The 13,648-nt window shown below is 69.2% G+C and carries 8 protein-coding genes and 1 pseudogene; 6 read left to right on the top strand and 3 right to left on the bottom strand.

Annotation, left to right across the window (positions count from 1 at the left end; genetic code table 11):
* Positions 1-18: 18 nt before the first annotated feature.
* Positions 19-1,557, top strand: coding sequence for a M1 family metallopeptidase (locus ACFYO0_RS40075; RefSeq protein ID WP_388686333.1), 1,539 nt, complete (start codon positions 19-21; stop codon positions 1,555-1,557).
* 186 nt (positions 1,558-1,743) lie between these two features.
* On the top strand, positions 1,744-3,237 hold the full coding sequence (gene hflX / locus ACFYO0_RS40070) for a GTPase HflX (protein WP_388686331.1): 1,494 nt from the start codon (positions 1,744-1,746) through the stop codon (positions 3,235-3,237).
* A gap of 277 nt (positions 3,238-3,514) precedes the next feature.
* On the opposite strand, the gene ACFYO0_RS40065 is transcribed toward hflX, so the two are convergent.
* The 3 genes and pseudogenes from ACFYO0_RS40065 to ACFYO0_RS40055 all read right to left on the bottom strand — a co-directional run bounded on the left by ACFYO0_RS40065 (position 3,515) and on the right by ACFYO0_RS40055 (position 6,722).
* A complete protein-coding gene (locus ACFYO0_RS40065; RefSeq protein WP_388686330.1) occupies positions 3,515-5,182 on the bottom strand; it encodes a carboxylesterase family protein in 1,668 nt (555 codons plus the stop codon).
* Between the two features lie 6 nt (positions 5,183-5,188).
* Positions 5,189-5,355: pseudogene (locus ACFYO0_RS40060) on the bottom strand (IS5/IS1182 family transposase); the annotation flags it as partial.
* 134 nt (positions 5,356-5,489) lie between these two features.
* The gene (locus ACFYO0_RS40055) at positions 5,490-6,722 is read right to left on the bottom strand and encodes a trypsin-like serine peptidase (protein ID WP_388686328.1); all 1,233 of its coding nucleotides are present in this window, start codon (positions 6,720-6,722) and stop codon (positions 5,490-5,492) included.
* Between the two features lie 323 nt (positions 6,723-7,045).
* Here ACFYO0_RS40055 and ACFYO0_RS40050 point away from each other — a divergent pair, with 323 nt between their 5' ends.
* The 4 genes from ACFYO0_RS40050 (at position 7,046) to ACFYO0_RS40035 (ending at position 13,613) form a co-directional block, all read left to right on the top strand.
* Complete coding sequence (locus ACFYO0_RS40050) at positions 7,046-8,602, top strand: diaminobutyrate--2-oxoglutarate transaminase family protein (RefSeq protein WP_388686326.1); 1,557 nt, start codon at positions 7,046-7,048, stop codon at positions 8,600-8,602.
* A 109-nt stretch (positions 8,603-8,711) separates the two neighbouring features.
* Positions 8,712-10,631, top strand: coding sequence for an IucA/IucC family protein (locus ACFYO0_RS40045; protein WP_388686325.1), 1,920 nt, complete (start codon positions 8,712-8,714; stop codon positions 10,629-10,631).
* A 39-nt stretch (positions 10,632-10,670) separates the two neighbouring features.
* Complete coding sequence (locus ACFYO0_RS40040) at positions 10,671-11,483, top strand: GNAT family N-acetyltransferase (protein ID WP_388686324.1); 813 nt, start codon at positions 10,671-10,673, stop codon at positions 11,481-11,483.
* Positions 11,484-11,621: 138 nt separating this feature from the next.
* A complete protein-coding gene (locus ACFYO0_RS40035; RefSeq protein ID WP_388686323.1) occupies positions 11,622-13,613 on the top strand; it encodes an ATP-dependent DNA helicase in 1,992 nt (663 codons plus the stop codon).
* Positions 13,614-13,648 lie beyond the last annotated feature (35 nt).

Below are 13,648 nucleotides of genomic sequence, written 5' to 3'. Positions count from 1 at the left end.
TGCTGATAGCCGTGGTTCATGCCGCTCACCTTCAGGACCCGGGCTCTGCTCCCAAGGGCCGCCAGGTCACTCCGCAGGGCGCTGCTCGCCGCCTCCTCCCTCTGCCTCGTCGCCGCGAGCGGCCCCACGCCGGCGGAACCGCTCGGCATCGGCGACCGCCTTTTCCCGCACCTCGGCAACCCCGGGTACGACGTCATGGCGTACGACCTCGCCTTCACGTACTCCGGGAACAACAGCGAGCCGCTGCCGGCCGTCACGACGATCGACGCCCGGGCGACGGACTGGTTGGAGAAGGTCAATCTTGACTACTCGCACGGAACAGTGCGATCCGTCGAGGTCAACGGCGTGCCCGCGGAGTTCCGCAGCGCGGGAGAGGACTTGGTGGTCACACCCGCGGAGCGGCTGGCGCCCGGCAGCCGGATGCGGATCACGGTGGGCCACGACAGCGATCCGACGCCCGGGGAGGATGTGGAGAGCGGCTGGGTGCGGACCGAGGACGGGCTCGCCATGGCCAACCAGATCGACGCCGCGCACCGGATCTTCCCGGGCAACGACCATCCCTCCGACAAAGCGATCTTCACCATCCGTGTCACCGCGCCCGACGCATACACGGCCGTGGCGAACGGACTGGCGCTGGAAGCGGTCCGCCACGCGGGGACCACCACCTGGGCGTACCGAACCGAGCACCCCATGGCCACCGAGCTCGCCCAGGTGTCCATCGGACGCTCCTCCGTGCGGCACGGGAGCGGGCCGGGCGGTCTCCCCGTACGCGATGTGGTGCCCTCCAAGGACCGCGAGAAGCTGGAGCCCTGGCTCAAGAGGACGCCCGAGCAGATCGCCTGGATGGAAAGGAAGGTCGGGCGGTACCCCTTCGAGACGTACGGGCTGCTGATCGCCGAGGCGCGGACCGGCTTCGCACTCGAGACACAAACGCTCTCTCTCTTCGAGAGAGAGCTCTTCACCCGTCCTGAGTTCCCGAAGTGGTACGTCGAGTCGACCATGGTGCATGAGCTGGCACACCAGTGGTTCGGCAACAGCGTCACCCCGCGCACCTGGTCCGACCTGTGGCTGAGCGAAGGACACGCCACCTGGTACGAGGCCCTGTACGCGGAGGAGACGGCGGGCAGGCCCCTTGAGACACGGATGCACGAGGCCTACCGGGCGTCCGACACCTGGCGGGCCGCCGGAGGCCCGCCGGCGGCTCCCAAGGCCCCCGAGTCCGGCCGGAGGATCAGCATCTTCAGGCCGAACGTCTACGGCGGCAGCGCCCTGGTCCTGTACGCGCTGCGCCAGGAGATCGGCCGCCCGGCCTTCGAGCGGCTGGAGCGGCGCTGGGTGAGGATCCACCGTGACGGCATCGCGACGACCGCGGACTTCGAGGGCCTCGCCTCGGCCGTCGCGGGGCGCGATCTGAGCGCGTTCTTCACGGCCTGGCTGTACGGCAAGAAGACACCGCCCATGCCGGGGCACCCGGAGTGGCGCAGTGCCGCACCCGTCGAGAAGGGCGCGAAGCACGCGCGACAGCCGTCGACCACGCAGATCAAGAGCCCTCGGTAACTCAGATGACGAGACGGGGCGTGCCGTGCAACCATCATCAGGTCGACGACGCGGCATCCCGGGTCTGCGGCATGATCCGCCGGTCGGACTCCACGGCCGGGAATCTCCCGGCGACCCCGGACGTTGTCTCCAATAACGGACGGCAGCTCGTCGTCCCTCAGGTATCTCCATCGACGTAAGGACCCAATGACCTCCTCTTCTTCCCCTTCCCAGGACAAGCAGAGCCTCGTGCAGAACAACCCCGATCGTCTTCGGGCCGATGCCCTGATGGAAGAGGACGTCGCCTGGAGCCATGCGATCGACGGCGAGTGGGACGGCGACCAGTTCGACCGCTCCGACCGCGCGGCACTGCGCCGTGTCGCGGGCCTGTCCACCGAGCTCGAAGACGTCACCGAGGTCGAGTACCGACAGCTGCGTCTTGAGCGAGTGGTACTCGTCGGGGTGTGGACCTCGGGGACGGCGGCCGACGCGGACAACTCCCTCGCGGAGCTGGCCGCCCTCGCGGAGACGGCCGGCGCCCTGGTGCTCGACGGCGTGATCCAGCGCCGCGACAAGGCAGACCCGGCCACATACATTGGCTCCGGCAAGGCCAACGAGCTGCGTGACATCGTGCTCGAGACCGGCGCGGACACCGTCATCTGCGACGGCGAGCTTTCGCCGGGCCAGCTGATCCATCTCGAAGATGTCGTCAAGGTCAAGGTGATCGACCGGACCGCCCTGATCCTCGACATCTTTGCCCAGCACGCCAAGTCCCGAGAGGGCAAGGCACAGGTCGCGCTCGCCCAGATGCAGTACATGCTGCCGAGGCTGCGAGGCTGGGGTCAGTCGCTGTCCCGTCAGATGGGCGGCGGCAAGGGCGGCGGCCTCGCCACCCGTGGTCCCGGTGAGACCAAGATCGAGACGGACCGACGCCGTATTCGGGAGAAGATGGCGAAGATGCGCCGGGAGATCGCGGCCTTGAAGACGGGCCGTGAGATCCAGCGCCGGGAGCGCCGTCGCAAGAAGGTGCCCTCGGTCGCCATCGCCGGCTACACCAATGCGGGCAAGTCCTCGCTGCTGAACCGGCTGACGGGCGCGGGCGTCCTGGTCGAGAACGCACTGTTCGCGACCCTCGACCCGACCGTGCGACGGGCCGAGACGCCCACCGGGCGTCTCTACACGCTCGCGGACACCGTCGGATTTGTACGGCACCTGCCGCACCACCTCGTCGAGGCGTTCCGCTCCACGATGGAGGAGGTCGGCGACTCCGATCTGATCCTGCACGTGGTCGACGGCGCCCACCCGGCACCGGAGGAGCAGCTGGCCGCCGTGCGCGAGGTCATCCGCGACGTGGGCGCGACCGACGTACCCGAGATCGTGGTGATCAACAAGGCGGACGCGGCCGATCCGCTGGTGCTCCAGCGGCTACTGCGGATCGAGAAGCGCTCCATCGCGGTCTCGGCCCGTACGGGCCAGGGCATCGACGAACTGCTCGCGCTGATCGACGTCGAACTCCCGCACCCCTCGGTCGAGATCGAGGCACTCGTGCCGTACACACACGGCCGACTCGTCGCCCGGGCCTACACCGACGGCGAGGTGATCTCCGAGGAGCACACCCCGGAGGGCACGCTGCTCAAGGTACGGGTGCACGAGGAACTGGCGGCTGAGCTGGCACCGTACGTCCCGGCGGCCACCGTGTGACCACGAAGCGCCTCTGAACGGAGAGCTTCACATGATGAAGGCCCGCCCCCTTTAGGGATGCTGTTGGCGAATTCAGCCCGATCTCGCAGTGAGCCCATGCTCGCTCCGAGATCGGGCTGATTCAGTGCAGCGGGGCTGCGAGGAAGCGTTTGTGGTTACGGATGCGGAGTGGGAAGGGGCGTTCACGAATGCCTCTGATCAGGTAGGCGTGAAGCCCCTGAAGAGCGCTTCCCGCCGCACGGTTGATCGTTTCCCGGTAGGGGATGCCTCAGTCCCATCAGAAGTCCCAGTTGTGGACACCGGTGATCCGCTCTGCGTATCCGGCCAGTGTGTACGGCCTTCTGCTTTGCCAGATGTTGTCGGGGCAGAAGGCGAAGTGCTCGGCAGCGACCAGGAGGGCGTCCTCCTCGGCCGTCGGTGGGGTTGCGATGCTGAGGTGCAGGGTGGAGAAGCCGACCGCGACGACACGGGCGCCGAATCGGCTCTCCCAGTCGCCGATGACCGCGGAGAACTTCGCCGTGTCGACGTCGTGGCTGGCAGGACCAGACCAGTTCCAGAACGAACACTGGTGTCGATCCGCGTACACCTCGGACTTCAGGGCCTGGCTGTCATCACCGGGCAGCAGAGACATGTACTTGTCGCTGCGGTATGAAGGCCAGGCTGCCAGTCCTCCGGTCGTGGGGTTCGCGTGCTTCACGAACGTGCCCCAGTAGCGCACCATCGCCATGGACAGCTGCTGTTGCTCCGGAGTCAGCGACTTCGAGGTATCCATGGGCCACAGGTAGCCGAGCTCGCTGGCATGTGGGGCGCCGGAGTCGAAGCCGGCCGGAGTCGTCGCGAGGGCGGGTGGGTGCGGGTCGTCGAACTCGTAGAAGTACGTCTTCGGTTGCCGAGTGGCGAACTGAGCCGTGAGGTTCTGATACTGGCAGCCGCCCAGTCCGTAGAAGACGCTGCTGTCGCCCCACAACGTGCCGATGGCGTACGTCGCTGTGTACGGGCTGTCGTAGGCGCTGTAGGGGTAGTGCGCGAGTACGGCGTCGGCCTGTGCGCCGAACTCGGGCCTGACCGCCCGCTCGTACTGACCCTTCGTCGCGTTCGCGAACGGCAGTGCCCATTGGCGCACCTCGTCGCGGGTGCTGCCGATGAGGAGGGGGACATTGTGGATCCGGCCGGATCGTACGGCAACGCTCGGCGCGAGGGGCAGTTCGGGAACCCCGGACACGGGAAGGGGACCGTTCAGGATGCCGCCGACGAAGCCGCTGTCGGCGGCCCGCAGTTCGTTCGCCGACTTGGCCCGTAGACAGGACACGCTGGTCGCCGGAACGGAACAGCCGACGGCCGCGGCGTAGGCCTCGCCCTTGGCGGTGGCCTGTGCGACCGTGAGGCTCGGGCACCCGCCGCTCTGGATGATTGCACCGGCGAACAGGTCGCGCGCCGGAGGCGAGGACAGTAGAGCGCAGACGGAATGGCCGCCGGCCGACTCGCCGGCGATGGTCACGCGGCCCGCGTCCCCTCCGAAGGCACCTATGTTGCGCTGCGTCCAGCGAAGAGCCGCCTCCTGGTCGAGCAGGCCGTAGTTGCCCGCACCCTGCCTGCTCAGCCCGGGCACGTCGAGGAAACCGAAGACGCCCAGCCGGTAGTTGATCGTGACGACAACTACGTTGTTGGCCTTCGCGATCTGCGAGCCGTCGTAGAGGTCACCGGCGCCGCTGGAGAAGCCCCCGCCGTGGATCCAGAACAGCACCGGCAGCGGGCGGTTCGTTCGCCGTTCGGGGGTGTAGACGTTGAGATACAGGCAGTCCTCGCTCATGCCCGGGCCGGTGCTGGTGGGCGACTGCGGGCAGCGCGAGCCGTACGCGGTAGCCGACCGCAGGCTCGACCAGGCGGAAGCGGGTGCGGGAGGCTGCCAGCGTCTGGTATCGACCGGTGGCGCGGGGCCACTCATCGGTTAGGCACGTTTGCCCCGCGCCGGGAACGGACCCGAGAACTGCTCGTCCGTGAAAATCACGCCCAGCTCGTCCCGAACCCTGATCGCCGACTGCCCTTCGGGAAAGCCGCCCGCACCACCCGCGCCGTCTCCGCCGGGACTTCTCCCGGTACCAGCGGCTTCATCGACACCCGTACCCCACCCCAAACACAAACGTCGGTCTCCAAGACCACAACCAGGTCTTGGAGACCGACGTCACGCACCAGCCCCGCAATTCGCCAACAGCATCCCTTCAGGGGGCGGGCCTTCACACGTCAGCGTGCGGTCACTGCCCCGCGAACTTCTCGCTCACAGCGTCGTAGATCCCCTTGGCCTCCTCGCCCAGGTGCGGGCCAGCCAGCCAGCCAGCGGTCACCGGGCCGATCGAGGTGTTGGACACCAGCGCGGGCTTGCCGTCGGAGCCCGCCGACACCCAGCCGCCGCCGGACGAACCGCCGGTCATCGTGCAGCCGATGCGGTACATCGTCGGCTCGGACTTGGCGAGTGAGAGCCGCCCCGGCTCATCCTTGCACTGGTGCATCGTCTCGCCGTCGAACGGCTTCGCGGCCGGGTAACCCGTCGCCGTGATGCTGCCGACCTCGGACACGGCAGGAGCGTCGAAGTCCACGGGAAGGGCCGAACCGACCGTCTCCTCCAGGGACTTGCCGCCACTGCCCTCCTCCGGCGTCACATGAATGACGGCGAAGTCGTACGAGGCACCCTGGCCGCCCGTCGCGCCGCCCTGCTCGATCCACTGGTCCGAGGTCTGCGCCCAGTCACCCCACCAGACGCCGTACGGAGCGACCTCCTCCTGGGTGGCGTTCGTGAGTTCCGCCGCCGACTTGGCGTCGTTGTTGTACGAGGGTACGAAGGCGATGTTGCGGTACCAGCCGCCGGACTTGCCTGCGTGCACGCAGTGGCCCGCGGTCCATACGAGGTTGGACTTGCCCGGGTTGGCCGGGTCCTCGACTACGGTCGCCGAGCAGACCATCGTGCCCTCCGGGGAGTCGAAGAACACCTTGCCCGCCTCGGGCGCGTTGTCGTGGTACGCCGCCTGCACGGGCTGCGCCTCCACGGGCGCCGGCTCCGGGTCGGTGACGCCCTGGTCACCCGACAGATCGTTGTCGTCGACGCCCTTGCCCTGGTCCGGGTCCTCGGCCTCGCGCATGCGGTCCGGGTTCCACAGGTCCTCGATGATCGGGTTGACGAAGTCGCCGGCCTCGCGAAGCCAGTCGTCCTTGTCCCAGTTCTTCCAGGCGCCGCCCTTCCACTGGTCCAGGTCGATCCCGTGCTCCTTGAGCCTGTCCTGGATGTCATCCGGGATCTGGATCTTGTCGTCGCCGCCAGTGGCCGCGGGGGCTGATGCGTCGCCGCCCGCGTTCGTGTCACCGCCCGAGCCACAGGCGGTGGCCGTCAGGGCCAGTGCGGTGGCCAGACCGACCGCCGCCAGCACGGGGGAGGGCCCGCGGCGCGTGCTCCTCCCTCGACGGGCGGCGAAGAGCGGGCGTATGGATCGCATGGTGTAACTCCCCCTGGGCGTAAAGAGAATGCTGTGCTGCCATATGCAGCTTCGTACGGATCAGCCGTCCCGGACTGGCCCGGGCGGGACCGTTTTTGGCCGTTCAACGGGGATCGCTGAACGGCTCCACAGACTATGCCGTCGCTGTGGGGGACTTCCGATGGAACGGCAACAGTTCCGTCACACAGGGATCTTCGTCGCGCCGTTGCCCCTCGGGGTCCCCGTCGTTGGTACGTACGGGGGGCGTTCCGCCTGCGTGCATCCCCTGCCGCCCGCATGGGCGGCCGAGCAACTCACCTCTGGACAGCGGGAGGACCGACAGCGTGGCCGTGACCGAGTCTGCGCCCGACGTGGCGCCCGCGATGCGCGAGGCCGAGGTCGCGCCCTTGGCGCACGAAGGGATTCTGCGACGCCAGTCGGCGCATGAGTCCGCGGCGCGCACCTATGCGCGCGCCTTGCCGATCGTGCCCGTCCGGGCGCGTGGGCTGACGATCGAGGGAGCCGACGGGTCGCGCTACCTCGACTGCCTTTCGGGCGCGGGGACGTTGGCCCTCGGGCACAACCACCCGGTTGTGCTGGAAGCGATCAGAAAGGTCCTCGACTCGGGGGCGCCGCTGCACGTCCTCGATCTGGCCACACCCGTCAAGGACGCGTTCACCGTCGAGCTGTTCCGAACGCTGCCGCCCGGTTTCGCTGACCACGCGCGCGTGCAGTTCTGCGGGCCCGCGGGCACAGACGCGGTCGAGGCGGCCCTGAAGCTGGCGCGCGCCGCGACCGGGCGCACCGGGGTCGTCGCCTTCTCCGGCGCCTATCACGGGATGACCGCAGGGGCGCTCGAAGCATCCGGGGGAGCGTCGGACGTACGCGTCGTGCGCCTGCCCTATCCGCAGGACTACCGCTGCCCGTTCGGTGTCGGCGGAGGGCGGGGCGCCGAACTCGCCGCACGCTGGACGGAATCCCTCCTCGACGACCCCAAGTCCGGGGCGCCGACACCCGCCGGGGTGATCGTGGAACCGGTGCAGGGCGAGGGCGGAGTGATTCCGGCGCGCGACGACTGGATGCGGCGGATGCGGGACATCACGTCCGCCCGCTCCATCCCCCTGATCGTCGACGAGGTCCAGACGGGCGTCGGCCGGACCGGCGCCTTCTGGGCGGTGGAACACAGCGGAATCACACCCGACGTGATGGTCCTCTCCAAGGCCATCGGCGGCAGCCTGCCGCTGGCTGTCGTGGTCTATCGCGACGACCTCGACGTGCGGGAACTCGGCGCCCATGCCGGCACGTTCCGCGGCAATCAGCTCGCCATGGCTGCCGGCGCGGCGACCCTCGCGTACGTCCGGGAGAACCGTCTCGCCGAGCGCGCCGCCCGCCTGGGTGCCCGCATGCTGGCCCAATTGCGCGGTCTTGCAGCCGACTTCCCCTGTGTCGGTGACGTGCGCGGACGAGGCCTGATGATCGGCGTCGAACTCGTCGACCCGGTGGAATCGCCCGAATCCGCAGCCGAAGCCGCCGGGGGCACCGGCGGTGGGCCGCGCCCTGCCGCCCTCGATCTCGCGGTCGCCGTTCAGCAGGAGTGCCTGCGCCGCGGGCTGATCGTGGAACTCGGCGGACGCCACTCCAGCGTGGTGCGTCTGCTCCCGCCTCTGACCATCACCGACGAACAGGCGAACGCGGTGCTCGACCGGCTCTCGGACGCGGTCGCGTCGGTCGTGGCGACACCAACTGGCCTGCGGGTGCGGGAGGTTGAGCGTGGCAGGCGTGCCAGGCCTGGCGAGTCGGTCCGACGGGCGGAACGGACCGAACGGGTCGGAAGGCCGGAGCACGGTGATATCGCAGGGCATCACCGAGCGACCCCACCTCCACGGCAGCGCCACTCGTAGGTCGGAAGCACACCACCCGAAGCACCCACGAAACGCCCAGGTCCAACGAACGCCGGATCGGCCCCAGTTCGTCGCGGCACGACCCTGAACCACCTCCCAAGGAACTCACTTGAACGCCATCCCTGCACCCCACAGTCACACCCGCACCCTCGAGCCGGGCACCGGAGCAGAATCCGTCCCCCGGCAGCAGGGAGGGCCCGGGCCCAGGGAGTCGGTACGGCTGAGCGGTGCCGCTGACCTGGACCTGCTGGACCACCCGGATCCGCACACCGCGGGCCAGGCCGCATCCGTGGAGAACCTGCTGCGCTGCTGGGTACGGGAGAACAACCTCCCTGCTCCCGAAGACGGCATCCTCCGTATCCAACTCCCTGCCAGCGGCACTGCCCTGGTCGTCCCGGTGCACTACTGGTCCCCCACAGGCTGGCACCGCCTCGGCCTTCCCCACCTTTCCGACGCCCCCCATCAGGCACCCCCCACAGACGCGGCCACGCTGGCGGCGCTCCTCGGACGAGAGACCCTGGCGGGCGGTACGGACGGCAGGGCGGAGGCCAGGGCCGGCGACAGCGGCGACTTGGTGCGCCGCGTGGCCGACTCCGCCCAGCGAACCACCGTGTTCATCAGCGCCCGCAGGGAGCACCCCGCCGACGGCTCGGACTTCTTCCTCTCCGCCGAACAGTCCCTCCTGCTCGGTCACCCGCTGCACCCCACCCCGAAGAGTCGCCAGGGACTCTCCGAGGCCGAGACCCTGCTCTACTCACCCGAATCACGCGGTTCCTTCCCCCTCCACTGGATGGCTGTCGCTCCCTCCGTACTCGCCACCGACTCGGCCTGGACCGAGCGTGGCCGTCCCGTACCCGCTCAGCAGCTCACCGCCCGGCTCGCCGGCCCAGGACTGCCGCTGCCCGACGGGTACGCCGCGCTCCCGATGCACCCCTGGCAGATCCGCGAGGTCCGCCACCGCTCCGCGACAGCGAAACTGCTGGACGCCGGTCTGCTCCAGGACCTCGGTCCCCATGGCGCCCCCTGGCATCCCACCTCCTCCGTACGCACCCTCTACCGCTCCGGCGCCCCCGCGATGCTGAAGCTCTCGCTGGGCCTGTGCATCACGAACTCCCGGCGGGAGAACCTCCGCAAGGAACTCCACCGCGGTGTCGAGGTCCACCGTCTGATGCGTACCGGCCTCGCCGAACAGTGGCAGGCGGCACACCCGGGCTTCGACATCGTCCGCGACCCGGCCTGGCTCGCCGTCGACGCCCCGGACGGCAGTCCCGTGCCCGGGCTCGACGTGATGATTCGCCACAGCCCGTTCACGCCGACGGACTCCGTCTCCTGCATCGCCGGACTCGTCTCGGTCAGACCTCAGGACCCATCCGGCGAACCGTCCGGCTTCGGGCAGGGCAGGCCCACGATGCGGTCACGGCTCAGCGAGATCGTCGCCCGCCTCGCCGGGAGCACCGGACGCTCTCGCGGCGCTGTCGCCACCGAGTGGTTCCTCCGTTACCTGGAACAGGTGATCCGCCCCCTCCTCTGGCTGGACAGCGAGGCAGGCATCGCACTGGAAGCCCACCAGCAGAACACCCTGGTGCTGCTCGACCCGCAGGGCTGGCCCGCGGGCGGCCGCTACCGTGACAACCAGGGCTACTACTTTCGCGAGTCCCGGCGCGCGGAGCTGGACAAGCGGCTCCCCGGCATCGGCGAGCACAGCGACACCTTCGTCTCCGACGAGGTCACCGACGAGCGCTTCGCTTACTACCTCGCCATCAACAACGTGCTCGGCCTCATCGGCGCCTTCGGCTCCCAAGGCCTCGCCGACGAGAGGCTGTTGCTCGCCGCATTCCGCCGCTTCCTCGCCGATGTCGCCTCCGGCCCTGCCCGACTGCGTACACCCCTTCCCGCCTGTCTGCTCGACACACCCGTGCTGCGCTGCAAGGCCAACCTGCTGACCCGGCTGCACGGGCTCGACGAGCTCATCGGCCCGGTCGACACCCAGTCCGTCTACGTCACCATCGCCAACCCCCTTCATTCCTGAGGAACATGACCCACCCCATCTCCTGAGAGGAGCGTCGCCGTGCCTCCCACCGATGCGAGCACCGACGCAGGTACCGCCCCCATCACCTCCCTCAGCAGCGCCCCGGGCCCCGACGCGGACAGCCAGGACACACTCGACCTGCGTCTGCCCGACGAACTCGTCGCGCTCTTCGCCGAGGAGGCCGAAGCAGCCAGGGGAGCCGAGCGCGCAGCGGAACACGGCGGAGGGGAAGGCACGGCGAAGCCCGGCCCCGTCACGCCGACCGTCACCCCGACCGGTGACGACCTGCTCGACGGCGTCGCCGGCTGGGGTCCCATCGCCAGCCCTGTCGGCCCCTTCCACCTCGTCCCCGTACGCATCGACCGTGACCTGACGCTCATCAGCCGCTGGATGAACGACCCCGCCGTCGCGGCATTCTGGAAGCTGGCCGGACCCGAGACGGTCGCCGAGGATCACCTGCGTGCGCAGCTCGACGGGGACGGCCGCAGCGTTCCCTGTCTCGGCGTACTGGACGGCACGCCGATGAGCTACTGGGAGATCTACCGCGCGGACCTCGACCCACTGGCCCGCCACTATCCCGCTCGCCTTCATGACACCGGAATCCACCTCCTCATCGGTCCCGTCGCCAACCGAGGGCGGGGACTCGGCTCAGCACTGCTCAGAGCCGTCTCCGACCTCGTACTCGACCGGCGCCCCTCGTGCACACGCGTCGTCGCGGAACCCGATCTTCGCAACACCCCCTCCGTGGCTGCCTTTCTGAGCGCCGGTTTCCGGTTCTCAGCCGAGATCGACCTGCCCGACAAACGGGCCGCCCTCATGGTCCGAGACCGGGCCCTGCGCGATGCGCTGTAGCGCCATCACTTTTGGTACACCGCTCGACCCGATCCGGTTCCCAGTCGAACCCGATCCGGCTCTCGACCGCTTGATCGCGCCCATGACCCAGGCGTTGATCGCCCAGGTGTCAGTGCGGCGCCGTAGGGTGGACGCGCTATGACAGAGCACTCACTCCCCGAACTCCTGCATGCCGCCGTCACAGCCGTCGGCGGTACGGAGCGCCCTGGCCAGGTGACCATGGCCGAAGCCGTCGCGGAGGCCATCGACGCCGGCTCCCATCTGCTGGTCCAGGCCGGCACCGGTACGGGAAAGTCGCTGGGCTATCTCGTACCCGCGCTCGCGCACGGCGAGCGTGTCGTCGTGGCGACGGCCACCCTGGCGCTCCAGCGGCAGCTCGTGGAGCGGGACCTTCCGCGCACGGTCGACGCGCTGCATCCGCTGCTGCGCCGCCGCCCTGAGTTCGCGATGCTCAAGGGCCGGTCGAACTACCTGTGCCTGCACCGTCTCCGTGAGGGCATGCCGCAGGACGAGGACGAGGGACTCTTCGACCAGTTCGAGGCGGCCGCGCCCACCAGCAAGCTGGGCCAGGACCTGTTGCGGCTGCGGGACTGGGCGGACGACACCGAGACCGGCGACCGCGACGACCTCGCCCCCGGAGTCTCCGACCGGGCCTGGTCGCAGATCTCTGTGTCGTCCCGGGAATGCCTGGGCGCCTCGAAGTGCGCGTACGGCGCCGAGTGCTTCGCCGAGATGGCCCGAGAGCGCGCCAAGCTCGCCGAGGTCGTGGTCACCAACCACGCGCTCCTCGCGATCGACGCCATCGAGGGTGCCCCGGTCCTGCCGCAGCATGAGGTGCTGATCGTCGACGAGGCCCATGAGCTGGTCTCGCGCGTCACCGGAGTCGCGACCGGCGAGCTCACCCCCGGCCAGGTCAACCGCGCCGTGCGCCGTGCCGCGAAGCTCGTCAACGAAAAGGCCGCCGACCAACTCCAGACGGCCGCCGAGGGCTTTGAGCGCCTGATGGAGCTGGCCCTGCCGGGGCGCCTGGAGGAGATCCCGGAGGACCTCGGGTACGCGCTGATGGCACTGCGCGACGCCGCTCGTACGGTGATCTCGGCGATGGGGACGACACGCGACAAGTCCGTCGGCGACGAGGACGCGGTACGCAAACAGGCACTGGCCTCCGTGGAGTCGATCCACGATGTGGCCGAGCGGATCACGAACGGCTCCGAGTGGGACGTCGTCTGGTACGAACGCCATGACCGCTTCGGCGCCTCCCTGCGCGTCGCGCCGATGTCCGTGTCGGGTCTGCTCAGGGAGAAGCTCTTCGCGGACCGTTCCGTGGTTCTCACTTCGGCGACACTGAAGCTCGGCGGCGACTTCAACGGAGTCGGGGCGTCGTTGGGGCTGGCTCCCGAGGGCACGGAGGGCGAGGACCTCCCGCCATGGACCGGCGTCGACGTCGGCTCACCCTTCGACTATCCGAAGCAGGGCATTCTGTACGTCGCCAAGCATCTGTCGCGTCCCGCGCGTGATGGCGACCGCACGGACATGCTGGACGAGCTGACGGAGCTGATCCAGGCGGCGGGCGGCCGGACGCTCGGGCTCTTCTCGTCGATGCGGGCCGCGCAACTGGCAGCCGAGGAACTGCGCTCCCGCATCCCCGAGTTCCCGATCCTCCTCCAGGGCGAGGAGACCCTGGGCGAGCTGATCAAGAACTTCGCGGCCGACCCGAAGACCTGCCTTTTCGGCACCCTCTCGCTCTGGCAGGGCGTCGATGTCCCCGGCGCCAGTTGCCAGTTGGTCGTCATGGACAAGATCCCCTTCCCACGCCCGGACGACCCTCTGATGAGCGCCCGCCAGAAGGCCGTCGAGGACGCCGGGGGCAACGGCTTCATGGCCGTCGCCGCCACGCATGCGGCACTGCTCATGGCCCAGGGCGCCGGCCGCCTCGTACGAGCGATGGGGGATCGCGGCGTCGTAGCCGTACTGGACCAGCGTCTGGCCACGGCCCGTTACGGCAGCTATCTGAAGGCGTCACTGCCCGACTTCTGGTACACGACGGACCGTAACCAGGTACGACGGTCGCTGGCCGCGATCGACACCGCGGCGAGGAAGGCCGAGGCGGCGGAGGAGACGGGGGAGTAGTACAGCTCCCCGCGCACACCGTTCGGGCGCAAACG

Origin of the sequence: Streptomyces sp. NPDC006365, assembly GCF_042870755.1 — a bacterium.
Taxonomy (GTDB): Bacteria; Actinomycetota; Actinomycetes; order Streptomycetales; family Streptomycetaceae; genus Streptomyces; species Streptomyces xiangluensis.
Note: the sequence above shows the minus strand (reverse complement) of the source record. Positions and strands in the feature narration are given on the sequence as shown.